This window comes from Streptomyces chiangmaiensis (genome assembly GCF_036281785.1).
GTDB classification, from domain to species: Bacteria; Actinomycetota; Actinomycetes; order Streptomycetales; family Streptomycetaceae; genus Streptomyces; species Streptomyces chiangmaiensis.
This window is the reverse complement of record NZ_JAYWVC010000037.1, coordinates 1-22144: the sequence shown is the minus strand read 5'-3', so window position 1 is coordinate 22144 and position 22144 is coordinate 1. Positions and strand designations below refer to the sequence as shown.

Below are 22144 nucleotides of genomic sequence, written 5' to 3'. Positions count from 1 at the left end.
ACCGTAGGCGAGCGGCGGACGGGCGAACCGTTTTGCCCTCGCACCCTTCCCACGATCGGGCGACGGGCCGACACACGCGGCGACGTACGCGCGCGGCCCGTCCCGCGGCCGCCCCTCAGACGCCGGAAACCCCCGCGCCCTCCATCAGTTCACGCACCTCCGTGCCCAGTGGGGTCAGCAGGAACACATTGCGGTCGACCCGGTGCATCCCGCTGGAGAGGCCGAAGACGACCCCTGTGCTGAAGTCCAGCACCCGCTTGGCGACCTCGGTCTCAGCGCCCGTCAGGTCGAGCAGAACGGGCACTCCCGCCATCAGCGTCTCGGCGACCTCGCGGGCGTCCGCGAACACGTTGACCCTCAGGACCACGAAGCGGCGTCGCGCCTCGGTCTCGGCCTCGGGTATCGCGCGGTGGTCGACGGCGGACGGCCAGGCGTCCCGGCCGCGCAACGGAACGACCTGAGCGAGCCCTTCCCACTGTTCGTCGGTGACGTCGCGGCTGTTCACCGGCCCTCCCCGTACTGGCTCGCATTCCATGTCTGCACCGGCCAATTCTTACGCATGATCACCCGTCCGGCCCAACAGCGACACGGACCGCTACGCCCCCCGGCGATCGCATCGCCACCGCGCACGCGGCCCGAGCGGGACGGAGGCGGTCCTCGGCCGACCACGCGACAACGGGCATGCGGCGTCCCCCCATCAGGGAGAAGGCGGATGCCATCGGACGGTACGGCCTCACGGGGGCTCTTCTTACTGCCCTCACACCGGAATCTTCACGGCCACGGGCGCGGCGTTCAACCTGTCCCCTTACGTTCCGTGTCGTGCAGTTGACAGAAGTGAGGCCGTCGACACGCGGCCGATGGACGCGCCCGGCCATGACGCCGGTCGAGCCGAATCCGACTCCCGCCCAGTGGCATCGCATCCTGACGCTGCTCGCGGACATCAGCCTGTTCATCGGTACCCGCGGGATATGGGTCTCCGCCGCCAGTCACCATCTGGTGATCGCGGCGATCGTCTCCGTCTGCTACGCCTCGATCCTCGCAACAGGCGTCCTGACACTGGTGGTGCGGCACAGCCGTTCGCTGGCGCGCCTCGATCTGGTCGTCCTGCTGACGGCGGTCACGCTCGCCTACTGCGCCGTGTCCGTGTCCCACGCCTTCAGCGACGAGTCGATCCTCACCACCCAGGCGGCCCGCGAACTGCTGGCGGGGGCTCCGGTGTACGGGCAGCAGTGGCCATGGCTGTTCGGGCACGGCATCGCCTACACCGCCACGGTGAGCGGCGGCTACGACTTCACCTACGGTTACCCGCCGCTGACCGCGCTGCTGACCGCGCCCCTGCTGTGGATCGGCCACGGCGCGCTGCCGGAGGCCCTGGTGACCACGAGCGCCCTCATGGTGGGCACGGTCGTCATGTGGAAGATGCTGCCGACGCCGTGGCGCTCGGCGGCCACCATGGTGTGCCTGGGCTTCGGCATGATCCCGATGTACGCCCGGCTGGGGTATCCGGCGGTCGTCGCGCTGGCCTTCCTCGTTCCGGTGGTCGTGCGCTGGACGCGCATGGGGGCGGGCGGCCCGGCCGACTGGGCGCGGGCGGCGTGTCTGGGTGCTGCCTGTGCGAGCCAGCAGCTGCCCTGGTTCCTCGCGCCGTTCCTGCTCGCCGGGGTCTACGCGGTGCGGCGCGGCGAGCTGGGGGCGCGCGCGGCCGCCGTCGCCGTGGGTCGGATCGTGGCGATGGCCGCGGGGACCTGGCTGCTGATCAACGCGTATTTCATCGTGAGCGAGCCGCGATCCTGGATCGCGGGCATCACGCTGCCGATCACCCAGGGTGCCGTCATCCACGGCCAGGGCCTGGTCGGCATCTCGCTGTACTTCACCGACGGCAGCGACCGCCTGATCTGGTACTCGCACGCCGGCATGCTGCTGGCGGCGGGCCTGCTGGCGGTGTTCGTTCTGTTCGTCCGCCGACTGGGTCCGGCGGCGACGGTGCTGCCGTGGTGCGCCTTCTTCCTGGCGACCCGCTCGCAGGACGGCTACTACCTGCTGATGACGCCGCTGTGGCTGGCGGCGGCCGTCACCGTGCCGCAGACCGCCTTCACCACCGCCTGGCAGCCACGGCTGCTGCCCGGGCGGCGAGTGGCCCGCACCGTGATGGCGGTGGGCGTACTCGTCCCCTCCCTGGTGGCCGTGACCCTGGCGGCCACCGGCAGACCACCGCTGCACATGCAGGCTGCCGCCGCCTCCCGGACGCCCCTGGCGGTGAAGACGCTCAGGGTCCGCGTGACCAACACCGGCGACGCGGCGCTCCGGCCGCACTTCGCGGTGACCACCGGACAGGGCATGAGCCTGTACTGGAAGGTGCTCGACGGCCCGCCCTCCGTCGCCGGTCATACGACGGCCACGTACCGGATCCAGGCGCCGGGCGGCGGCTTCGCCGTGCCCAGGAAGGGGACCCGCATCCGGCTGCGCGCCTTCACCGCCACGCCGATGACCCTGTCGAGCCAGGACATCCACCTGGAGCGCGAGCCCGTACCGGCGAAGTGACCGGACATCACCCCACCCGGGCGACGGACTCCCGCCCCACCGGCGGGTGTTGACGCACCGGGGTATTTCCACGAGTCGATCGAAGTGAGGCAGGCAGGAACGCGATCACACCGGGCGAACCCGCAGCCGTCCATTGCCGCATCTCACACACCAAGGACGAGGGGGCCCGGTAGCTCCCGCCGGGCGGGGCGCGGGTACTCCGCCGCCGACGCCCCAGGCGGCAACAGCGCCCCAGTCGTCGGCCCGGCCGGACCGCGGGCGTCGAAGCGAGCGTGCGTATCTCTTACGATGGAACAGACAAAACAAAAGCTCCAATTAGTTGTCGTTTAACCAATGCGAAGGATGTCCGAATTGTCCTCGGCGTGGCCGCCGACCCAAGAGAACGGCCCGGGAGCCGGCCAGGTCGTCCGGAGAGAGTCGCAGGACTGTGGCGGCCCCATGGCTGACAAAAGGCTACGCTTGATAATTCAGGCATGCTGCGTAAGGAAGTCTTCATGCTTGACGTGAGACGACTCCGGATCGTGCAGTACCTGGCCACCTACGGCACGGTCGCGGCCGCCGCGCAGGCGCTGCATCTGACGGCTCCCGCCGTTTCCCAGCAACTCGCGACGCTGGAACGGGAAGTGGGGCTGCCCGTCGTGGAGAAACAGGGGCGTACCCTGCGTCTGACCCCGGTCGGTGAGCTGCTGGTGTCCCACGCCGAGATCGTGCTGAGTGATCTGGCTGCCGCCGAGGCCGATCTGGAGGCCATCCGGGGTGGCGGTCGCGGCATCGTCCGCATCGCCGCCTTCGCCTCCGCGGCCCGCAGGTTGATCGCTCCGGTCTGGAATCGCATCCTCGGCGCGGGGGAAGAAGCCGAGGTGTCGTTGACCTTGGAGCTCGTCGAGCAGGAGCCGGACGCGGCTTTGGAGGCGTTGCGGCGCCGGGACGTCGACCTGGCCGTCGTCCATGGATACACGGTTCTGCCGCGAAACGTACCCACCGGATGCGAGCAGACCAAGCTCCTCGAGGAACCCGTCCTGCTCGCACTCCACCCCGATCACGCCGCCCGCATGGGAATCGGGCCGGGTGAGATCGTGGACCTGAGGCGTCTTTCGGAAAGTGCCTGGCTCACCCCGGGCCCGGAGACGTCCTGCTACGAGATGATCCAGCGTGCCTGCGGTGCCGCCGGATTCGTTCCGACCATCCGGTCCCGCAGCAGCGACTTCTCCGTGCTGGCGGCGCTGGTCGCGGCAGGGGCAGGAGCGGCCCTTTTGCCCCGCATGACCCTCCCCGACGCGACACCCGGGCCCATCAGCCTTCATCCCCTCCTCGACCGCGTGACCCGCACCGTCTACATCGTCAGCCGGAGCGGCACCTCCCGACGCCCCGACCTCCGCCACCTCGCGGACCTCCTGCAACAGGCGGCAGCGCAAACCGTGGCAATCCCGCAGGACTACCACGGCTGAGGGCGTCGGTCCGGGCACGGAAGACGCCCGCCGCTCGTGGTGCCGTCGGCGTTGACCCCGGCGAGCACGGACGTGCCTTCCCGACCGACACGGCAACGTCGGTCTTGCTCCGTCGTGGAAGATGTCGACGGTTGTCAGCGTTCGTTCAGGCCTGGACTTTGCGGGCGAGCAGGTGAATCGACTGGAACTGCCGTCGGTCGGTGGGCTCCGGCTCCCCAACCAAACGGGCTACCTCGGCCAACCCGGACCTGCGCAGCATCGAGGCCAGGTGATCCGGCGACCACCGATAGGCCGGCGCGACTGCGTGATCGAAGACCTGCGTCGGGTGAGCCGAGTCGTCACCGGCCCAAAAGCCCACCAGAAGGTGGCCGCCAGGTGCCAGCACGCGGTGGAACTCCCCCAAGATCGCGGGGAGTTCCTTCGGTGGCGTGTGGATGATGGACCAACGTGAGAGTACGCCACCCAGCACGCCGTCGGCGATGTTCACCGCGGCCATCGAGCCCATGTCGAAGCGCAGGCCCGGATAGGCATGTCGAGCCAACTTGATCATCGCGGGAGAGGCATCGACGCCAAACACTTCCAGCCCCAACTCGTCCAGATGAGCGGTGATATGACCGGGTCCACACCCCAGATCCGCCACCTGCCCGTTGCCACTCGCACGCACGACCTCGGCGAAGGCACTCAAGATCGCACGCTCCAGGGGTCTGTCACGCAACTCGTCGCGGAACAGCTGCGCGTACATGGGGGCAGCAGCGTCGTAGGCCTCGCGGGTGGCACTGAGGGCAGCGTGTTCGACCATGACCGTGACAGTAGCTTCTGGCGCCGAGGACGCACATCAAACAGCAGGTTCCTTCTGGCACCGGAAATGAGGCTTCCGGCCATTTTCGTGACACGGACGATGACCTCGACCAGGCGCCCGCCCAGTGAAGTCATCACCGCATGCGCAGGGGTTGGCGGTCGACGCAGGCGGGACGGGGGTCCGGTCACTTCGACGAGGAGGTGCGGGTACGACCGCGGGCGATCGCGAAGCCCGCGGCGGCCAGGCCCAGGACGCCGACGACCAGGCCGGCGATGCCGAGCCCTCGGGCGGTGGAGTCACCGGCGGCGGTGGCCTTCGCCGTGGAGCCGCTCGGCCTCTCGTCCGTCGCGCCGGCGGAGGAGGCGGCCGCTGTCGAACCGCCGCCCTCGGCGGTGCCCTTGGCGGTCAGCTCGAGGACCGGCGCCGGGTTCTCCGGCTCGTCCGCGCCCTTCTGGGCCTCCTCGATCCAGCGGACGACATGTCCGTCGGAGTAGGTCTGCAACGTCTTGAAGGTCAACTGGTCGGTGTCCTGCGGGAGCTGGCCGAAGGCGATGTCGAAGTCCTGGTACTGGCCGTGCCGGATACGCCCGCCCGACCAGGTGATCTCGGACACGGCGTCGGTGATGGTGCCGTCGTCCGTCTTGACCGGCGTCCTGAGCTTGGTGGTGGTCACCTGCGCGGTCCAGCCGTCCTGCGGCGCGACCAGCACGCCCAGGACCGGTTGGTCGGTGGGCAGGAAGACCTGCACCTTGGTGGTCGCCGCCGTGTCCTCCTCGTTGGGGACCCGGAAGGTGAGCACGCCGTCGGTGGCGCCCTTGGCATAGCTCTCGGGGTGGACGGTGACATGTGCGAAGGCCGCGCCCGCCGCGGTGAGGACACCGGCGGCGGTCACAGCGGCGACGGTGCCGGCGCGGCGCAGGGTGATACGCATAGAGGACATGGGTGGGGAAGCTCCGTACTTGCGTTCGGTGTTGGGGGGTCAGATCGCGTACGGGGTCCCCGGGGGCGGGCCGCGCCGGGACAGGGCGTGGCGGAGCAGCGCCTGCCGGAGGGGGCGGCGGTGGGCGTACGGAAGGGGCGTCCCGCCGTACGCGGGCAGCGGCACGGTACGCCACCAGGCGGCGAGGCCCGGGACGAACGCGGCCGCCTTGCGCAGCAGCGACCACAGGGCCGCCTCGCCGCGCCGCAGGCACCAGGAGGCGGCCAGGGCGGCGGCCAGATGCGCGCCGACGGCGTGCGACGTCATGGCGTGCGGCTGGGCGGCCATGTGCATACCGTGAGGCATGCCCGGCATGTGCATCGGCGTGACCGGTGGTGCTGCCGCGTCGAAGGCGAGATGGAGCCCGCCCTGCACCACGAGCATCGCGATGCCGATGCCGAGGAGCGAGCGCTCCCGCCCCGCGAGGGCCACGCTCACGGCGAACACGGGAAGGAACCCGGCCGCCTCCAGCCCCACCGGTGGCACGGAGCCGGTGGCCAGCGTGTGCCCACCGGCGGCGAGCAGCACGCACACGACGGCGAACACCGCCGCGCGCACGCTCCGCACCGTCCAGGACACACCCATGGCGTGCGATCCTGTCACGCGGACATGAGAAGCACGCGGGTTTCCGCAGACGCGGCGGGTGAGTGTCCCTCAGGGGCGCGTACGCCCGGGGCCGCTCGAACGCATATCGTGACGGCCATGCAGTCCTACACCATCGGTCAGGCCGCGCGTCTGCTGGGAGTGAGTCCGGACACCGCGCGGCGCTGGGCGGACGCGGGCCGCGTGGCGACCCGGCGCGACGAGAACGGGCGCCGGGTCGTCGACGGCAAGGACCTGGCCGCGTTCTCGGTGGAACTGGCGCACGGCGGCACCGGTGAGGAGGACGCCCCCTCGTACACCTCGGCCCGCAACGCCTTCCCCGGCATCGTCACCGCCGTGAAGCTCGGTGACGTGGCCGCTCAGGTGGAGATCCAGGCGGGACCGCACCGCCTGGTCTCGCTGCTGACGCGCGAGGCCGTGGAGGAACTGGGCCTGGAGGTCGGCATGGAGGCCACCGCCCGGGTGAAGTCGACGAACGTCCATATCGACCGGACCTGACCACGCGGCGGCCCCAGGGTGCTCACGCCCACGGGCCGTAACGGCCGTCCACCCGTATCGTGTTGACGCCGCTGACGTACCGCGCCCCGCAACGATCCTGCGGCAGCACGAGCTGGGGTCCGCACCGCTCGAGCGAGGTGTCGTCGATGCCGGCCGCGAGCAGCACGGGCGCACGGCCGAAGTCCGGGTCGATCTCGGCCCAGGACAGCAGGGCACGGTGGCCGTCCGCACCCGTGACGGCGATCAGGAAGCGCAGCCGGTCCTTGCGCCGGTCGGGGTCGAACAGCGGGCCCACGGCCGAGAGCACGTCGTGGAGCAGCGGGCCCTCGAACCGGTGATGCTGCACGCCGCTGGTGGCGCAGTCGAAACGGACCCGGTGCTGGGGCCAGGCCGGCAGATCGGGCACGGTCAGCCGGGCGGGACGCGCGAGATCCCCGGTCAGCGCGACTTCCGCCGGTGCAACGGCGCCGGCGACCGATTCCGTCCGGGGCCGGCCCACAGGACACCACCTCCCGGAAGACAGTACCCGGGCGGCCACGCAGCACAAACGCACATGCCGTTCGCATCGGCAGATCTCCCAGCCCATGCGATGCAACAGGGGACTTCCGGATGGCATCTGCGTCAGTATGATCGGCGTATCGGGAGGGACCGGCGGGGCCCCTCCCGGCCGACCAGAGGGAGTGGACCCGTGAAGACCCGTTCCGCGCGCCGGACCCGCCGGATGGTGCAGGTGGCCGGCGCGGGGGCCGCCGCGCTGCTGGCCCTGAGCGCCTGCTCCTCCTCGTCCGACTCGAGTTCCTCCCCCAAGCCCGACTCTTCGTCCCCCTCGCAGGCGCTGTCCGGCACGGTCACCGTGTTCGCCGCGGCCTCCCTCAAGGAGAGCTTCACGACCCTGGGCCAGGAGTTCGAGAAGCGGCACCCCGGCACGAAGGTGTCCTTCAACTTCGGGGGCAGTGACACACTCGCCGCGAGCATCACCGGCGGCGCGCCCGCCGATGTCTTCGCCGCGGCCAGCCCCAAGACCATGGCCATCGTCACAGACAAGAACGGCGCTGCCGGCACGCCCACCACGTTCGTGCGCAACCAGTTGGAGATCGCCACCCTGCCCGGCAACCCGGACACGGTCGCCTCACTGAAGGACCTCACCAAGTCCGGCCTCAAGGTCGTACTGTGCGACAGGACGGTGCCGTGCGGTGCCGCCGCGCAGAAGGCGCTGGAGGCGAGCAACCTGAAACTCACGCCGGTGTCGTACGAACAGGACGTCAAGAGCGCCCTGACGAAGGTGGAGCTGAAGGAGGCCGACGCCGCGGTCGTCTACAAGACCGATGTGAAGGCGGCGGGTGGCAAGGTGGAGGGCGTGGAGTTCCCCGAGTCCGCCGAGGCCGTCAACGACTACCCGATCGTGCTGCTCAAGAACGCGCCCAACACCGAAGCGGCCAAGGCGTTCATCGCGCTGGTCGGGTCCGCCGAGGGTCGCAAGGTCCTGACCGACGCGGGATTCCTCCAGCCGTGACCCGGGTCGACCCGTCCGACGCCGCGGCCGACACCCTGGTGGGTGGGCCGCGGTCCCGGCGCGTCCGGCGCCCGGGGCTGCCGCTGCCGCTGATACTGCCCGCGCTGGCCGGCCTGGCGTTTCTGCTGCTGCCGCTGGTGGCCCTGCTCGTACGGGCCCCGTGGCGCGCCCTGCCGGACCAGCTGACCAGCACCGCAGTGTGGCAGGCGCTGCAACTGTCGCTGGTGAGCGCGACCGCCGCCACCGCGGTGAGCCTCGTGCTGGGCGTGCCGCTGGCCTGGTTGCTGGCCCGTACGGACTTTCCGGGACGGGGCCTGGTACGGGCCCTGGTGACGCTGCCGCTCGTGCTGCCGCCGGTGGTGGGCGGTGTGGCACTGCTGCTGGCGCTCGGGCGCAACGGGGTCGTGGGGCGGTGGCTGGACGCCTGGTTCGGGATCACGCTGCCGTTCACCACGGCCGGGGTCGTGGTGGCCGAGGCATTCGTCGCGATGCCGTTCCTCGTCATCAGTGTCGAGGGCACGCTGCGGGCCGCCGATCCACGCTACGAGGAGGCCGCCACGACGCTCGGCGCCTCCCGGTTCACCGCATTCCGCCGGGTCACGCTGCCGCTGATCGCGCCGGGCGTCGCGGCCGGTTCCGTGCTGGCATGGGCACGTGCGCTGGGCGAGTTCGGGGCGACGATCACCTTCGCGGGCAACTTCCCCGGCCGTACCCAGACGATGCCGCTGGCCGTCTACCTGGCCCTGCAGAACGATCCTGCGGCGGCGATCGCCCTGAGCCTGGTGCTGCTGGCCGTGTCGATCGCGGTCCTGGCCGGGCTGCGGGACCGTTGGGTGACGGCACCATGACCCACACCGGCCAGGCCACAACCGGCAGCACCCCCACCGGCGTACGCGGCGGGGGACTCGACGCACGGATCGTCGTCGAGCGCGGCTCCTTCCGGCTCGATGTGACGCTGACCGTCGCGCCCGGGGAGGTCGTGGCACTGCTCGGGCCCAACGGCGCGGGGAAGACCACCGCCCTGCGCGCGCTGGCCGGGGTCGTCCCGATCTCCGGCGGTCATCTGCGCCTGGACGGCGCCGTGCTGGACCGTACCCCGCCGGAGTCGCGGCCCGTGGGCGTGGTGTTCCAGGACTATCTGCTCTTTCCGCATCTGACGGCCCTGGACAACGTGGCCTTCGGCCCGCGGTGCCAGGGCGCGTCCAAGGCGCAGGCGCGCACGGTCGCCGCGGGGTGGCTGGAGCGCATGGGACTCGCCGACCACGCCGGTGCCAAGCCCCGCCGGCTGTCCGGCGGCCAGGCCCAGCGGGTGGCGCTCGCCCGCGCGCTGGCGACCCGGCCCCGGCTGCTGCTCCTGGACGAGCCGCTCGCCGCGCTCGACGCCCGCACCCGGCTCGAGGTCCGGGCCGGACTGCGGCGCCATCTGGCCGAATTCGAGGCGGTGGCGGTGCTGGTCACCCACGATCCGCTGGACGCGATGGTCCTCGCCGACCGGCTGGTGGTGGTGGAGAACGGCCGGGTCGTCCAGGAGGGCACACCCTCGGAGATCGCCCGCCGCCCGCGCACCGACTACATCGCGCAGCTCGTGGGGCTCAACCTGTACCGGGGGACCGCCGTGGGACACACCGTGCGGCTGGAGTCCGGGCCTGCCATCACCACCACGGAGGAACTGTCCGGACCCGTCTTCGTGGCGTTCCCACCCGGTGCGGTCACCCTGTACCGGGACCGGCCCGGCGCTTCCAGCGCGCGCAATCTGTGGCGGTGCGAGGTGGCGGGACTGGAGACCCATGGCGACCAGATCCGCACCGACCTCACCGGCGAGCTGCCCCTGGTCGCGGATCTGACGGCCGTCGCCGCGGCCGAGCTCGGCCTCCATCCGGGTGCCCCGGTCTGGGCGGCCGTCAAGGCGGCACAGACGCACGCCTACCCGGCCTGACACGCCGCGCGGGATGAGGGCCGCGAATCCGCCCGCTTCGGGCTCAGCATAGGAACAGACACAGACATATCCCCACGTTCCTCGAGGCCCGTCCCATGAACCTGAGCATCCGCAACCAGATTCCCGGCACCGTGACGGTCGTCCTCCCGGGCGAGGTCATGGCGATCGTCAAGGTCAGACTGACGGGAGGTCAGGACGTCACCGCCGCGATCACCGCGGCGGCGGTCGACGAACTGGAACTCGCGCCGGGTGCCGCCGTGTACGCCCTGATCAAGTCCACGGAGGTCGCGCTCGCCTCCACCGCGATCCAGGGCGTCTCGATCCGCAACCAGTTGCCCGGGACCGTCGATCGCGTCACCCCGGACGGGGTCGTCGCCTCGGTCAGGGTCACGATCGTGGGCGCCACGATGACCGCGGTCATCACGAGGAGCGCCCTGGACGACCTCGGCCTGGCGCCGGGCTCCTCGGTCGTCGCCCTGATCAAGTCGACGGAGATCTCGCTCGCGGCGGCATGACCTCCACCGCCGCGGCCGCACGCCGCGCCCCGGTCCCGGCCACCCGGAACGGTGATCACGAGCACACTCGTCACCCGCTGGTCGTCTACAGTTCAGTAGACGGTCTGTACGATGGTGCGCCGCCGGGCGACACCGTGTCACGCCCGGCCTCGTACGGAAGGGCTCGCGCCGATGACCACATCCTCGACCCTGGGGTCACAGCTCGCGGTGAACGTGCTGGACGCCCAGTCCCTGCTCGCAGCCTTCGGTGCGCTGGGCGTGGGTGTGGTGATGTTCGCCGAGACGGGCCTGCTGATCGGTTTCTTCCTGCCCGGTGACACCCTGCTGTTCACGGCGGGCCTGCTGTGCACCGGCTCGGGCCAGCAGGGAGTGAAGCTGTCCCTGCCCTGGCTGCTGGTGTCCGCGGCCGTCGGTGCGCTCGCGGGATCCCAGTGCGGCTATCTGATCGGGCGCAAGGCGGGCGGCGCGCTGCTCGCCCGCAGCCGCTCGGCCCGGCTGAAGGAAGGCGCCGAACGCGCCCAGGACCTCCTCGACCGGTACGGGCACGCGAAGGCGATCGTCCTGGCGCGCTTCGTCCCCGTGGTGCGCACGGTGCTCAACCCGATGGCCGGCGCACTGCACGTGCCCGTGCGGACCTTCACGCTCTGGCAGGTGATCGGCGGCCTCGTATGGAGCCTCGGCCTCACTCTCGCCGGGTACGCCCTCGGCTCCTCGGTACCGAACGTGGACAAGTACCTGCTGCCGATCATCGCGGTGATCGTCGTGGTCTCACTGCTCCCGCTCGCCCTGGAGCTGCTGCGCTCCCGCCGGGCCGCGAAGGACGGTGTTGGCGGATGACGGGTCACCATCCCTTGCGCCGCAGGAGCAGGCCGAGCACCACGAGACCGGGGATCAGCGGCAGCCACACCGTCAGCAGCCGGTAACCGAGGACCACCGAGGCCGCCGCGCTGCCGGGGGCACCGGCGAGCGCAAGCGCGAAGGCGAGCGCCGCGTCCAGAGAACCGAGGCCGCCGGGAGTGGGCAGCAGGACGGCCGCGCTGCTCGCCACGAGGTAGGCGAGCGCCACTCGGCCGGGCGGCAGCGGCAGACCGAGCGACCTGCTCACCGCGATCACCACCAGGGAGTGCAGCGCGGCGAACCCCAGCGACGCACCCCACAGGGCGGCGGCGCGACCCGGGAGCCTGTGCACGGCCCGCACATCCGCGAGGACCGCCCGCAGGGCCCGGCGCAACGGCCCGCACAGCAGCACCACGAGACCTCCGGCCACGAGGAGTGCGGCCCCCGCCGCCACCGCGGAAGCGCGCGGAAGGCGCAGCAGCCCGGGAACGGCGAGCGCAAGGAGGGCGATCAACGCGCCACGGGTCACGGCTCCGGCAGTGGCCTTCACCGCGAGCGCCGTCGCCGATCGGGTCACCGACAGTCCGCAGCGGGTCAGGAAACGGAGGTTGACCGCACCCGCGCCGACGCCCGCGGGCAGCAGGTGGTTGGCGGCCGAGGCGGCGAACTGAGCGGCCACCAGGCGCCCGAAGGGCAACCGCTCGGCGACGGCGCCCTGCTGGGCGAGCGCCGAACAGACCCAGGTCGACACGGTGGCGATCGCTCCCAGCAGCAGCCAGCCCGGGTCGGCGCCCGCGAGCCGGGCGAGGCCGGTCTCGACCACCGGCCAGTGGTGCCGGGCGAGCAACGCCGTACAGAAGAGCACGACGACGGTGAAGGCCACGTGCCAGGGGGCGCGGCCCCTCAGGGTCGTCGCCCGCCCGGCCGGTGTCGCCGGCTCCGCCGGCGCCGCCCGGGTGTCCGGAGCCACCTCGGTGGCGGTCGGAGGGGTCATCCGCGTCCGTTCCCGGTCGCCGTCGGGGCGACGTAGATGCGTACATCGTGGAAGGAGTGCGGTCTCCAGCCGCGCGCATACGACGGCGGACGGCCCGTGGGGGTGTCCAGGTGGGCCACGGGCATGGTCCGCGCGGTGCGCGCGATGCCCTCGGCCGTGGCGTTCTTGTTGCTCCCGCCCGTCGCGGCGGAGGAACAGCCGGTGTAGAAGGCGATCGGTACGGCCTGGTCACCGGTCAGTAGGCAGGGCGGCCGGACGCCGAGCCGGTGCAGCTCGGCCGCGGTGCGGGACCAGTCGCGGCGGGCCGCGTCGGTGCGCACCACGGTGCGGTGCAGCACGGCGTACTGCACGGCCAGGTGCCCGGCGAGCCCGATCGCGACGAGTGTCGCGATGATCGGCCGCCGGCGGCCGTCCGGCGCAGTGACCACATGCAGGAGCGCGTCGGCGACGGGGATCGCGAGCAGGGCGTAGGCGGGAAGCAGGAACCGGGGCGCGGCGTACCCGATCAGAAAGAGGTACGGGAAGGCCGCCGTCGCCGCGCAGGCCAGCGGCACCAGGGTGCGGCTCGGTGGCGCGGGACGCCGGACCTGGAACGCGACGGCCGCCGCGACCAGGACGAGCAGGGGCAGCACGAACCACCATGCGGTCACGGCCGGGTTCGGCATCGGGCCGGTGCACGGGCGGCACAGGGTGCGGCCGCCGAGGCTGCGCAACTGGTCACCGACGGCGATGTGCCAGCCGAGGCCGCCCTGTATCCGGGAGCCGTCGGACAGGCGTTGCAGGAGTCCTCCGTAGCTGGCGAACGCCTCGGCGACCCACTGGACGGCGCCGGCCGCCAGCCCGCCCACCAACGCCGACAGCAGCGGCAGGCGTCGCCACCGGGGCAGGAAGATCAGCAGGAACACGAGCGGGGCCGCCGTCCACACGGCGTCGGTGGGCCGCATCCACGTCATCAGCGCCGCGCTCAGGGCGACACCCCACAGGGCCGGCCGGTCGGCGTCGTCCGCGTGGGCGCGCAGGAAGCAGCCGGTGACGGCCAGCGCGCCGATCGCCACCCAGTAGTTGGGCATGACCTGCGGGCCGTAGAAAAGCGTCACCCACAGGCTCGCGAACAGGGCTCCGCCGAGGGCGAGAACGCGGGCCGGGAAGAGTCCCCGCCAGGTGCGCAGGGCGAGGAACAGGGCGGCACCGGACAGCACGGCCAGGTAGACCCTCAGCAGGGCCGTGGAGGAGGACCACGAGGTGACGGGGGCGACCAGGAACGATATACCCCGGGCACGCGGAGCGCTGAAGTACGCCGCGGGAGCGTGGGCGCTGATCTGGCTGGCGTACACCGTCTCGTCCCAGCCGAGGCCCATGCGGGGCCCCACGAGAAGGAGCTGGGCCAGGGTGAAGGCACCCGCCACGAGCGCTGTCAGGCCCTGGCCGTGGTCCCGCCACGATGTGCCGGCCACCGACGGCCCCGCGAGCCTGCGGACCCCTGCGAGCGTGGTGTTCGAGTTGGCCATACCCATCCCTCACCCCCTACAGTCTGTAGGGGCATCACACCCTACAAGCCGTAGGATCGACGACGGAAACCGGGAAAGAAATCAGGTAAAACACGGACAAGCTAACGCGGGGGACCTGGGGGTGCAGCACGAGACCCGCGGCAACCCGCCGCACCGTAGGCGCCGTTACGCCGATCGGGTGGACCGCGGCCGGCGCCGGAGGGCGGGCGCCCCCACCGGCGCCGAGGTCGCGTTCCCCTACGCGCTGTAAGGTTGCGGGCATGGCTGGCACAGGCCCGCAGGGCAGGGTGGAACGACGCAGCGCCGGTGAGCTGGAGAGCGAGGTGCTCGCCACACTGTGGGCCACCGAGCAGGCACTCACACCGGCCGAGATCCAGGCCGAGATCGGCGGCGGCCTCGCCTACAACACCGTGCACACCATCCTCAAGCGCCTCTACGACAAGGGGCTCGTCCTGCGCGACGTGGACGGGCGGCGCGGTGCGTACCGGCCCGCCAAGAACGCGGCCGAACTGACCGCGGAGGCCATGCACGAGGCTCTCGACCGCGGCCCCGACCCGATCGCCACGCTCCAGCAGTTCGTCTCGGGCCTCAGCCCCGAGGAGGAGCGGGCCCTGCGCGACTTCCTCGGGCGGCCCCCGCTCCCCGACGGAGGGAGCGCATGAGGATCGACGTCTACACCCCGATCCTGCTCTCGCTGCTGCTGGCCGCGGTGAGCCCGCTGGTCGCCAGGAGGGTGGCGCCCGCGCTCGCGGCCCGCGTGCTGGCCGCGTCCGCGGTGTTCACCGCGGCCGCCACCACCTGGTCGCTCCTGCTGCTCGCGGTGACCCTGGTCGGCCAGGCGCCGCCGGTCGTCGCGGACGCCAGGGACGACGGCCACCCGCTGTTCGACCCGGTCCCCGAGGCGATCGCCCTGGCCGCGACCCTGGCCCTGCTGCTGGTCGTCGTGCGCGTCCGTCGGGCGGTCCGCGCGGAGCGCAGCGCGCGCCGAGCACTGCGGACCCTGTGCGCCGGGCATCCGCCGGACACGGAACTGGTCGTCGCCGCCTCCCCCGTGCCGCAGGCGTTCGCCATCCCCCGCAGCGGCGGCACCCCGGGCCGGATCCTGGTCACCTCGGCGATGCTCGGCGCCCTGGACCCCGCGGAGCGCCGGGTGCTGCTGGCCCACGAACGCGCCCATCTCGCCCACCGGCACGCGTTCCTGGCGACCGCCGTGACGCTCGCCGCCGCGGCCGACCCGCTCCTCGCACCCGTCCGCACCACCGTCACGTTCCTGGTGGAGCGCTGGGCGGACGAGCGGGCGGCCGACGTGGTCGGCGACCGCTCCACCACGGCCCGCGCCCTGGCGCGCGCCGCACTCACCACCCGGCGCCGCCCCCCGTCGTGCGCGCTGAACTTCACCGACCACGCGGTCAGCCGCCGCATCGCGGCCCTTCAGGCCGGTCCTCCCCCGCACCTGTGGCCGCTCGCCGCGACGACGCTCGCACTCGGCGCGCTGCCGGCCCTGGGAGCCGCGGACGCGACGGGGGATCTGCTGCGGCTGCTGGAGCGTGTGCTGACGTGACCCGGCGGCGCGTCCGGGGCGGCGGCACCGTCCCCGCGATCGTCCAGTGCCGGGGCGTCGCTGCGTACGTGGCCGACGGGTCATCCCCGACTGCAGGACCGCGCCGAGGCGGCCGGCGAGCTCGAACGCGCCGCCGAAGCCGCCGAGAAGCACCTGGAGCCGGCCGGAGACCTCATCGGCGTACGGAGCGCGAACTCGTTCGCCGGCACGCCGCGGGACTGGCGCTGCTCGGCCCCCTGCCCGTGGGATACGTCCACGGCGACTTCCAGGAGCGCAACTGGCTCCACGACCCAGGGACCGGGGCACTCGCGGTGGTCGATCTGGAGCGGGCCCGGCCGCACGCCGCAGTGCTCGACGTCGTCCGCCTGGCCTGCGGACCCTGGGCTCGACTCCCCGAGTTGCGGACCGCCTTCTTCGAGGGCTTCGGACGCGAGCTGACCGCCACGGAGCGGACCGCCCTGCGCTGTCTGTCCGCGCTCGACGCCGCGAGCGCCATCGCCTGGGGAGTGCCCCACGACGACAAGGAGGTCGTCGAACGCGGCCATGCGACGCTGGCCCGGTTGGTACGGGGGGACTTCGTGTGACGCGGCGCTGCGCACCTGGTACTGCGGCTCGTCCGGCCACGCGCCCACCGTGCGGGCGCACCGCCTCGTGAACCGTCCCAGCCAGGACCTGGACGTCGCCACCGAGAACCCGGCCTGAGAAACGCCGAAGCCGTACCGGATCTCTGCCGTGCCCATTCCCGCGGTCCGCACAGCGCTAGCCTGGGGTCCCATGATCGTATGGCTCAACGGCACCCACGGCGCAGGCAAGACGACGACCAGTGCACTCGTGCAGCAGCTGATCCCGGATTCACGGGTGTTCGACGCCGAGAAGGTCGGCGAGACGCTCATGGACATCACGCCGGGGCTGCCCAGGACGAACAACTTCCAGCACTGGCCGCCGTGGCGGCCGCTCGTCGTCGAGACCGCCCGCCGCGTACTCGAATACACCGGCGGCACTCTGGTGATGCCCATGACTGTCCTGGTCGAGCAGTACTGGCGCGAGATCAGCTCGGGCCTCGCCCAACATGCCATTCCGGTACGGCACTTCGTCCTCCACGCCGACCAGGACACCCTCCGCGGGCGCATCGAGGGGGACACTCTTCTTGGCCCCTCCCCGTTCCGCCTCAAATACCTCGAGCCGTACGCCGAGGCGGCCCGCACGTGGCTGCACGGCGAGGCCGAGGTCGTCGACACCACGCACCTCACGCCCGCCCAGGCCGCCCGGCAGATCGCAAAGGCCGTCAAGAGTTGAGGTCCGCCCTCCGCGCACGCACAGAACTGGAGGTCAGGCGCCCTTCGCGACCGGCTCCAGAATCGCCACGCACTCCACATGATGCGTCATAGGAAACAGATCGAACGCCCTCAGCATCCGCACCTGGTACCCGCCCTCCCGGAAGTACGCCACGTCCCGTGCCAGCGCGGCCGGATCACAGGCCACGTAGGCGATGCGGCGGGCACCCAGGCTCGAGAGGTGGGCCACCGTCCCGCGGCCGGCCCCCGTGCGCGGCGGGTCCAGGACGATGAGGTCGACCTCGGTGATCCCGGTACGCGGGAGGACCGATTCGACCTTGCCCTGTTCGATGCGGACGCGCGGGAAGTCGGCGAGGTTGTGGCGGGCGTCCTCGACGGCCCGCTTGCCGGACTCGATGCCGAGCACCGCGCCCTTCTCGCCGATCCGGTCGGCGAGCGCGCCCGCGAAGAGGCCCACGCCGCAGTACAGGTCGAGCGCCATCTCGCCCTTGCGCGGCAGCAGCCCCTGCATCACCGCCGTCACCAGCGTGTCCGCCGCCTTCGGGTGGACCTGCCAGAAGCCGCCGCCGCCCACGCGGTACGTACGGCCGTCGGCGCGTTCGCGGACGAAGGGGCGGCCGTGGACGCGGTGCACACCGCCGGACTTCTCGTCGACCCGCAGGACCGACACCGGCCGGTCCAGTTCCACCAGAGGCAACCGCGCGCCCGGCTTCGGCGTCAGGATCACCTGGCGGTCCTGGGAGCCCGTCGCGGCGATCGCCTCGACGGAGTCCATGCCCGTCCAGTCCCGCTTCTCGACGCCCAGCTCGCTGACGCCCTGAGCGGCGATCATGCAGTGGTCGATCGGCTCCACCTCGTGCGAGCGGTGCCGGCGCAGGCCCGCCCTGCCCGAGGCGTCCACCGCGTACTGCACCCGCGTACGCCAGGCCGGCACCTCACCCGCCGGCAGCTTGTCGCCCTCCGCGGGCACCACCGTGCCGTCCCAGCCCGCCTCCTCGGGCGTGAGGCCCGCGAGGCGCCTCAGCTGCTCGGCGATCACCTCGCCCTTCAGACGGCGCTGCGCGCCCGGCTTGGCGTGCTGCCAGTCGCAGCCGCCGCATCGGCCGGGAGCCGCGTAGGGACAGGGCGCGTCGATGCGGTCCTTCGACGCCTCGAGCACCCGCACCGCGTCCGCACGCAGGAAGCGGGCGCCCTCCTCGCCCTCGGTCACCCGGGCCACGACCCGCTCACCGGGCAGCGCGTGCCGGACGAAGAGGACCTGGCCCTCGCTCGTGCGGGCGATGCAGTGACCGCCGTGGGCGACGGGGCCGATCTCGACCTTGTACTCCTCCCCCACCAGCGACTTCTTCGGTTCTGCCTGCATGGCGGGTCGACTCCAGATACGAGAGGGGGAACGGCTACGAGACCGGCACGGCCGGACGACAGCCCACCAGTCTACGTGGGTGTCGTCCGGCCCTTCACCACAGCACCGGGCGGCCTCAGCCCCGCGAAGCCGACGACTCGCTGGCCCGCTCCTGCGCCGGGCCCCGGCGCACCGCGCCCGGCGCGTTCCAGTCCTGGCGCTTGCCGGCCCGGAGCTTGGCGGCCTCCGAGGACTGCAGCTGGTAGGGCACCGAGGTCACCATGACACCGGGCGAGAACAACAGCCGGCCCTTCAGCCGCAGCGCGCTCTGGTTGTGCAGCAGCTGCTCGTACCAGCGGCCCACCACGTACTCGGGGATGATCACGGACACGGCGTCGCGCGGGGACTCGCGGCGCAGGTTCTTCACGTACTCGATCACGGGGCGCGTGACCTCGCGGTACGGGGAGTCGAGGATCTTCAGCGGTACGTCGATGCCACGCCGCTCCCACTCGTCCTTCAGTGCCTTCGTCTCCGCCGGGTCGACGTTGACGCTGAGCGCCTCCAGGCTGTCGGAGCGCAGCAGCTTGGCGTAGGCGAGGGCGCGCAGCGTGGGACGGTGGATCTTGGAGATGAGCACGACCGAGTGGACGCGCGACGGGCGGACGCTGTCGTCGCTCGGGCCCTCGGGGGCGGCCAGTTCCTCGGCCACCCGGTCGTAGTGCTTTCGGATGACGGTCATCGTCGCGTAGAAGATACACATGCCCAGCAGGGCGACCCAGGCGCCGTGCGTGAACTTCGTGACCAGGACGACGACCAGGACCAGGCCGGTGAAGAAGGCTCCGAAGGCGTTGATGGCACGCGAGCGGACCATGTGGCGGCGCTTGGCCTGGTCCTTCTCGGTGGCCAGGTGCCGGTTCCAGTGCTTGACCATGCCGGTCTGGCTGAGCGTGAACGATACGAACACACCGACGATGTACAGCTGGATCAGACGGGTCGAGTCGGCGCCGTAGATGAAGATCAGCAGGGCTGCCGCGCCCGCCAGCAGCACGATGCCGTTGGAGAAGGCGAGGCGGTCGCCGCGGGTGTGCAGCTGACGCGGCAGATAGCGGTCCTGGGCAAGGATCGAACCGAGCAGCGGGAATCCGTTGTAGGCGGTGTTGGCGGCGAGGAACAGCACCAGCGCGGTGGCCGCCGCCAGCACGATGAACAGGAAGCTGCCCCTGCCGAAGACGGCCTCGGCGACCTGTGAGATCACCGGGTTCTGCACGTAGCCGGAGCCCACCGCGACACCGTTGTGGAGCAGGTCGGCGGCCGGTTTCTCGGCCATGCGGACGTTGGTCGCCACGGCCAGGGCGATGATGCCGCAGAACATGGTGACCGCGAGCAGGCCCATCATCGCGAGCGTGGTCGCGGCGTTCCTCGACTTGGGCTTGCGGAAGGCCGGGACGCCGTTGGAGATGGCCTCGACACCGGTGAGCGCGGCACAGCCCGAGGAGAAGGCGCGCAGCAGCAGGAAGACCAGGGCGAAGCCGGCTATGCCCTGGTGCTCGGCCTTGATCTCGTACCCGGCTGTGGGTGCACGCATCGTGTCGCCGAGGACCAGCCCCCGGAACGCACCCCAGACGATCATGATGAAGACGCCCGCGACGAAGACGTACGTCGGGATCGCGAACAGCGTGCCGGACTCCTTGACTCCCCGCAGGTTCATCAGCGTGAGCAACACCACCACGGCGACCGCGCACAACACCTTGTGCTCGACCACGAACGGGATCGCAGAGCCGAGGTTCTCGATACCGGAGGCGATCGAGACGGCGACCGTGAGAACGTAGTCGACGAGGAGGGCGCTGGCGACGGTGAGTCCGGCCTTGGGACCGAGGTTGGTGGTCGCCACCTCGTAGTCGCCGCCGCCGCTCGGGTAGGCGTGGACGTTCTGCCGGTAGGAGGCGACCACCGTGAACATCAGCACGACGACCGCGACCGCGATCCAGGGGCTGAAGTGGTAGGCCGACACCCCCGCGATGGACAGGACCAGCAGCACCTCGCCCGGCGCGTAGGCCACGGAGGAGAGCGGGTCGGAGGCGAAGACGGGGAGCGCGATGCGCTTGGGCAGGAGCGTTTCCCCGAGCCGGTCACTGCGCAGGGCGCGCCCGATGAGGATCCGTTTGGGCACGTCGGTCAGTTTGGACACAAGAGAGGATCGTAAAGCTCGAACCGGACGCACTCCACCCGCCGACATGGATCTGCCTCACACGTCACAACGAAGGAGGGCCGGGCTGGAGATCGTCATCCGCGGCCGCTGATCGCACGAAGGGCCCGGCACGCGTGCACAGGGGTGCCCCATGCGGACCGTGCGTGTGTAGCTTGGTCGGCGGTCTGAGACCCTGTCCTTGGCGTTTCGGCCGAGCCATGACCATTGACATCGGAAGGACGGTCGTGCACATCGTCATCATGGGCTGCGGACGAGTGGGCTCCGCTCTCGCCCAGACCCTGGAGCAACAGGGGCACACGGTCGCCGTGATCGACCAGGACCCTACCGCCTTCCGACGACTGGGCTCCGGGTTCGGCGGCCGTCGTGTCACCGGGGTCGGCTTCGACCAGGACACCCTGCGCGAGGCGGGCATCGAAGAGGCCGGCGCCTTCGCCGCCGTCTCCAGCGGTGACAACTCGAACATCATCGCGGCCCGCGTGGCCCGCGAGATGTTCGGGATCGAGAACGTCGCGGCCCGTATCTACGACCCTCGCCGTGCCGAGGTCTATCAGCGGCTCGGTATCCCGACCGTCGCCACGGTCCGCTGGACGGCCGACCAGATGCTGCGCCGGCTGCTTCCGTCGGGCGCCGAACCGCTGTGGCGCGACCCCACCGGCGGCGTCCAGCTCGCCGAGGTGCACGCCTCGACGAAGTGGGTCGGCCACAAGGTCAGCCGGCTGCAGGAGGAGACTGGCGTCCGGGTGGCGTTCCTGACCAGGCTGGGTGAGGCGATTCTGCCCACCTCGCAGACGGTGCTCCAGGAGGGCGACCTGGTACACGTGATGATGCGGACGGACGACGTCGACAAGGTCGAGGCGGCGTTCGCCGAGGGGCCTGAAGGAGAGGGCGGTCACTGATGAGGGTCGCCATTGCCGGAGCCGGTGCCGTGGGCCGCTCGATCGCGGGCGAGCTCCTGGAGAACGGTCACGAGGTCCTGCTGATCGACAAGGCGCCGACCGCGATCTCGGTCGAGCGCGTCCCCCAGGCGGAGTGGCTGCTGGCCGACGCCTGCGAGATCACTTCCCTGGACGAGGCGGCGCTGCAGCGCTGCAACGTGGTGATCGCCGCGACGGGCGACGACAAGGTGAACCTGGTCGTGTCCCTGCTGGCGAAGACGGAGTACGGCGTTCCGCGCGTCGTCGCCCGCGTCAACAATCCCAAGAACGAGTGGCTCTTCAACGAGGCGTGGGGGGTGGACGTCGCAGTGTCCACGCCGCGCCTGATGTCGGCACTGGTCGAGGAGGCGGTGAGCGTCGGCGACCTGGTCCGTCTGCTCCGCTTCAGCCACGGTGACGCGAACCTGGTCGAGCTAACCCTGCCCCCGGAGTCGGCCCTGGCCGGCACACAGGTGGGCGACGTGCAGTGGCCGGAGGACACGTCCCTGGTGACGATCATCCGTGGCACCCGCGTGCTGACACCGTGCCAGGAGGACTCCCTGGAAGCCGGTGACGAGCTGCTGTTCGTGGCCGCCCAGGCCCGTGAGGAGCAACTGGAGGAGCTGTTGTCGGTCCGCAAGGAGGACGCGTC

At 71.4% G+C, this 22144-nt stretch carries 24 protein-coding genes and 1 pseudogene; 16 read left to right on the top strand and 9 right to left on the bottom strand.

The window, feature by feature from the left end; genetic code table 11:
• Positions 1 to 115: 115 nt before the first annotated feature.
• On the bottom strand, positions 116 to 535 hold the full coding sequence (locus tag VXC91_RS14410) for a cell division protein SepF (protein WP_329507571.1): 420 nt from the start codon (positions 533 to 535) through the stop codon (positions 116 to 118).
• Between the two features lie 338 nt (positions 536 to 873).
• On the opposite strand from VXC91_RS14410, the gene VXC91_RS14405 reads away from it, so the two are divergent.
• Both VXC91_RS14405 and VXC91_RS14400 read left to right on the top strand, forming a co-directional pair.
• On the top strand, positions 874 to 2541 hold the full coding sequence (locus tag VXC91_RS14405; RefSeq protein WP_329507570.1) for a hypothetical protein: 1668 nt from the start codon (positions 874 to 876) through the stop codon (positions 2539 to 2541).
• Positions 2542 to 3014: 473 nt separating this feature from the next.
• Complete coding sequence (locus VXC91_RS14400) at positions 3015 to 3989, top strand: LysR family transcriptional regulator (RefSeq protein ID WP_329507569.1); 975 nt, start codon at positions 3015 to 3017, stop codon at positions 3987 to 3989.
• A gap of 145 nt (positions 3990 to 4134) precedes the next feature.
• Here the strand turns inward: VXC91_RS14400 and VXC91_RS14395 are convergent, their stop codons facing one another.
• The 3 genes from VXC91_RS14395 to VXC91_RS14385 form a co-directional block, all read right to left on the bottom strand.
• Positions 4135 to 4788: a class I SAM-dependent methyltransferase gene (locus VXC91_RS14395; protein WP_329507568.1), complete on the bottom strand. Its 654-nt coding sequence runs from the start codon at positions 4786 to 4788 to the stop codon at positions 4135 to 4137.
• A 184-nt stretch (positions 4789 to 4972) separates the two neighbouring features.
• Positions 4973 to 5728, bottom strand: a complete 756-nt coding sequence (locus tag VXC91_RS14390) for a YcnI family copper-binding membrane protein (RefSeq protein WP_329507567.1) — start codon at positions 5726 to 5728, stop codon at positions 4973 to 4975.
• Positions 5729 to 5767: 39 nt separating this feature from the next.
• A complete protein-coding gene (locus VXC91_RS14385; protein ID WP_329507566.1) occupies positions 5768 to 6370 on the bottom strand; it encodes a hypothetical protein in 603 nt (200 codons plus the stop codon).
• A 99-nt stretch (positions 6371 to 6469) separates the two neighbouring features.
• Here VXC91_RS14385 and VXC91_RS14380 point away from each other — a divergent pair, with 99 nt between their 5' ends.
• Positions 6470 to 6868, top strand: coding sequence for a TOBE domain-containing protein (locus VXC91_RS14380; RefSeq protein ID WP_329507565.1), 399 nt, complete (start codon positions 6470 to 6472; stop codon positions 6866 to 6868).
• Positions 6869 to 6890: 22 nt separating this feature from the next.
• Here the strand turns inward: VXC91_RS14380 and VXC91_RS14375 are convergent, their stop codons facing one another.
• Entirely contained in the window at positions 6891 to 7367 is a 477-nt protein-coding gene (locus VXC91_RS14375; protein WP_329507564.1) for a molybdopterin-binding protein, read from the bottom strand.
• A gap of 189 nt (positions 7368 to 7556) precedes the next feature.
• Here VXC91_RS14375 and modA point away from each other — a divergent pair, with 189 nt between their 5' ends.
• From modA to VXC91_RS14350, 5 genes are all read left to right on the top strand, one after another.
• The gene (modA, locus tag VXC91_RS14370) at positions 7557 to 8381 is read left to right on the top strand and encodes a molybdate ABC transporter substrate-binding protein (protein WP_329507563.1); all 825 of its coding nucleotides are present in this window, start codon (positions 7557 to 7559) and stop codon (positions 8379 to 8381) included.
• On the top strand, positions 8378 to 9229 hold the full coding sequence (gene modB / locus VXC91_RS14365; protein WP_329507562.1) for a molybdate ABC transporter permease subunit: 852 nt from the start codon (positions 8378 to 8380) through the stop codon (positions 9227 to 9229). Before modA ends, modB begins: the two co-directional genes overlap by 4 nt.
• Entirely contained in the window at positions 9226 to 10317 is a 1092-nt protein-coding gene (locus VXC91_RS14360; RefSeq protein ID WP_329507561.1) for an ABC transporter ATP-binding protein, read from the top strand. The genes modB and VXC91_RS14360 overlap by 4 nt, the downstream gene beginning before the upstream one ends.
• A gap of 95 nt (positions 10318 to 10412) precedes the next feature.
• Positions 10413 to 10832: a TOBE domain-containing protein gene (locus VXC91_RS14355; protein WP_329507560.1), complete on the top strand. Its 420-nt coding sequence runs from the start codon at positions 10413 to 10415 to the stop codon at positions 10830 to 10832.
• Between the two features lie 171 nt (positions 10833 to 11003).
• The gene (locus VXC91_RS14350) at positions 11004 to 11669 is read left to right on the top strand and encodes a DedA family protein (RefSeq protein WP_329507559.1); all 666 of its coding nucleotides are present in this window, start codon (positions 11004 to 11006) and stop codon (positions 11667 to 11669) included.
• 4 nt (positions 11670 to 11673) lie between these two features.
• Here the strand turns inward: VXC91_RS14350 and VXC91_RS14345 are convergent, their stop codons facing one another.
• The gene (locus tag VXC91_RS14345; protein WP_329507558.1) at positions 11674 to 12663 is read right to left on the bottom strand and encodes a lysylphosphatidylglycerol synthase transmembrane domain-containing protein; all 990 of its coding nucleotides are present in this window, start codon (positions 12661 to 12663) and stop codon (positions 11674 to 11676) included.
• Positions 12660 to 14171, bottom strand: coding sequence for a hypothetical protein (locus tag VXC91_RS14340; protein ID WP_329507557.1), 1512 nt, complete (start codon positions 14169 to 14171; stop codon positions 12660 to 12662). Before VXC91_RS14340 ends, VXC91_RS14345 begins: the two co-directional genes overlap by 4 nt.
• A 121-nt stretch (positions 14172 to 14292) precedes the next feature.
• Between VXC91_RS14340 and VXC91_RS14335 the strand changes: the two genes are divergently transcribed.
• The 6 genes and pseudogenes from VXC91_RS14335 to VXC91_RS14315 all read left to right on the top strand — a co-directional run bounded on the left by VXC91_RS14335 (position 14293) and on the right by VXC91_RS14315 (position 17028).
• Positions 14293 to 14421, top strand: coding sequence for a hypothetical protein (locus VXC91_RS14335; RefSeq protein WP_329507556.1), 129 nt, complete (start codon positions 14293 to 14295; stop codon positions 14419 to 14421).
• Positions 14422 to 14431: 10 nt separating this feature from the next.
• Positions 14432 to 14833 (top strand): BlaI/MecI/CopY family transcriptional regulator, encoded by a 402-nt coding sequence (locus tag VXC91_RS14330; protein ID WP_329507555.1) that lies wholly within the window; start codon positions 14432 to 14434, stop codon positions 14831 to 14833.
• A complete protein-coding gene (locus VXC91_RS14325) occupies positions 14830 to 15732 on the top strand; it encodes a M48 family metalloprotease (RefSeq protein ID WP_329507554.1) in 903 nt (300 codons plus the stop codon). Before VXC91_RS14330 ends, VXC91_RS14325 begins: the two co-directional genes overlap by 4 nt.
• Positions 15627 to 16316: a phosphotransferase gene (locus VXC91_RS14320; protein WP_329507553.1), complete on the top strand. Its 690-nt coding sequence runs from the start codon at positions 15627 to 15629 to the stop codon at positions 16314 to 16316. Before VXC91_RS14325 ends, VXC91_RS14320 begins: the two co-directional genes overlap by 106 nt.
• Positions 16317 to 16365: 49 nt before the next feature.
• Positions 16366 to 16431: pseudogene (locus tag VXC91_RS47440) on the top strand (nucleotidyl transferase AbiEii/AbiGii toxin family protein); the annotation flags it as partial.
• A 75-nt stretch (positions 16432 to 16506) separates the two neighbouring features.
• Positions 16507 to 17028 (top strand): ATP-binding protein, encoded by a 522-nt coding sequence (locus VXC91_RS14315; protein WP_329507552.1) that lies wholly within the window; start codon positions 16507 to 16509, stop codon positions 17026 to 17028.
• A 33-nt stretch (positions 17029 to 17061) separates the two neighbouring features.
• Here the strand turns inward: VXC91_RS14315 and VXC91_RS14310 are convergent, their stop codons facing one another.
• Both VXC91_RS14310 and VXC91_RS14305 read right to left on the bottom strand, forming a co-directional pair.
• A complete protein-coding gene (locus VXC91_RS14310) occupies positions 17062 to 18390 on the bottom strand; it encodes a class I SAM-dependent RNA methyltransferase (protein WP_329507551.1) in 1329 nt (442 codons plus the stop codon).
• A gap of 115 nt (positions 18391 to 18505) precedes the next feature.
• Positions 18506 to 20557 carry an APC family permease gene (locus VXC91_RS14305; protein ID WP_329507550.1) on the bottom strand — a complete coding sequence of 684 codons (2052 nt, stop codon included), beginning with the start codon at positions 20555 to 20557 and terminating at the stop codon, positions 18506 to 18508.
• Between the two features lie 245 nt (positions 20558 to 20802).
• On the opposite strand from VXC91_RS14305, the gene VXC91_RS14300 reads away from it, so the two are divergent.
• Together VXC91_RS14300 and VXC91_RS14295 are read left to right on the top strand one after the other, a co-directional pair.
• Positions 20803 to 21474: a potassium channel family protein gene (locus VXC91_RS14300; protein WP_329507600.1), complete on the top strand. Its 672-nt coding sequence runs from the start codon at positions 20803 to 20805 to the stop codon at positions 21472 to 21474.
• A partial coding sequence (locus VXC91_RS14295; protein WP_329507549.1) for a potassium channel family protein occupies positions 21474 to 22144 on the top strand: 671 nt, incomplete at its 3' end. The genes VXC91_RS14300 and VXC91_RS14295, both read left to right, overlap by 1 nt.

Bases quoted from the DNA above. Each gene is read 5' to 3' on its own strand.
- VXC91_RS14410 (WP_329507571.1), bottom strand. From the start codon at position 535: ATGGAATGCGAGCCAGTACGGGGAGGGCCGGTGAACAGCCGCGACGTC.
- VXC91_RS14405 (WP_329507570.1), top strand. From the start codon at position 874: ATGACGCCGGTCGAGCCGAATCCGACTCCCGCCCAGTGGCATCGCATC.
- VXC91_RS14400 (WP_329507569.1), top strand. From the start codon at position 3,015: ATGCTGCGTAAGGAAGTCTTCATGCTTGACGTGAGACGACTCCGGATC.
- VXC91_RS14395 (WP_329507568.1), bottom strand. From the start codon at position 4,788: ATGGTCGAACACGCTGCCCTCAGTGCCACCCGCGAGGCCTACGACGCT.
- VXC91_RS14390 (WP_329507567.1), bottom strand. From the start codon at position 5,728: ATGTCCTCTATGCGTATCACCCTGCGCCGCGCCGGCACCGTCGCCGCT.
- VXC91_RS14380 (WP_329507565.1), top strand. From the start codon at position 6,470: ATGCAGTCCTACACCATCGGTCAGGCCGCGCGTCTGCTGGGAGTGAGT.
- VXC91_RS14360 (WP_329507561.1), top strand. From the start codon at position 9,226: ATGACCCACACCGGCCAGGCCACAACCGGCAGCACCCCCACCGGCGTA.
- VXC91_RS14355 (WP_329507560.1), top strand. From the start codon at position 10,413: ATGAACCTGAGCATCCGCAACCAGATTCCCGGCACCGTGACGGTCGTC.
- VXC91_RS14350 (WP_329507559.1), top strand. From the start codon at position 11,004: ATGACCACATCCTCGACCCTGGGGTCACAGCTCGCGGTGAACGTGCTG.
- VXC91_RS14345 (WP_329507558.1), bottom strand. From the start codon at position 12,663: ATGACCCCTCCGACCGCCACCGAGGTGGCTCCGGACACCCGGGCGGCG.
- VXC91_RS14340 (WP_329507557.1), bottom strand. From the start codon at position 14,171: ATGGCCAACTCGAACACCACGCTCGCAGGGGTCCGCAGGCTCGCGGGG.
- VXC91_RS14330 (WP_329507555.1), top strand. From the start codon at position 14,432: ATGGCTGGCACAGGCCCGCAGGGCAGGGTGGAACGACGCAGCGCCGGT.
- VXC91_RS14325 (WP_329507554.1), top strand. From the start codon at position 14,830: ATGAGGATCGACGTCTACACCCCGATCCTGCTCTCGCTGCTGCTGGCC.
- VXC91_RS14315 (WP_329507552.1), top strand. From the start codon at position 16,507: ATGATCGTATGGCTCAACGGCACCCACGGCGCAGGCAAGACGACGACC.
- VXC91_RS14310 (WP_329507551.1), bottom strand. From the start codon at position 18,390: ATGCAGGCAGAACCGAAGAAGTCGCTGGTGGGGGAGGAGTACAAGGTC.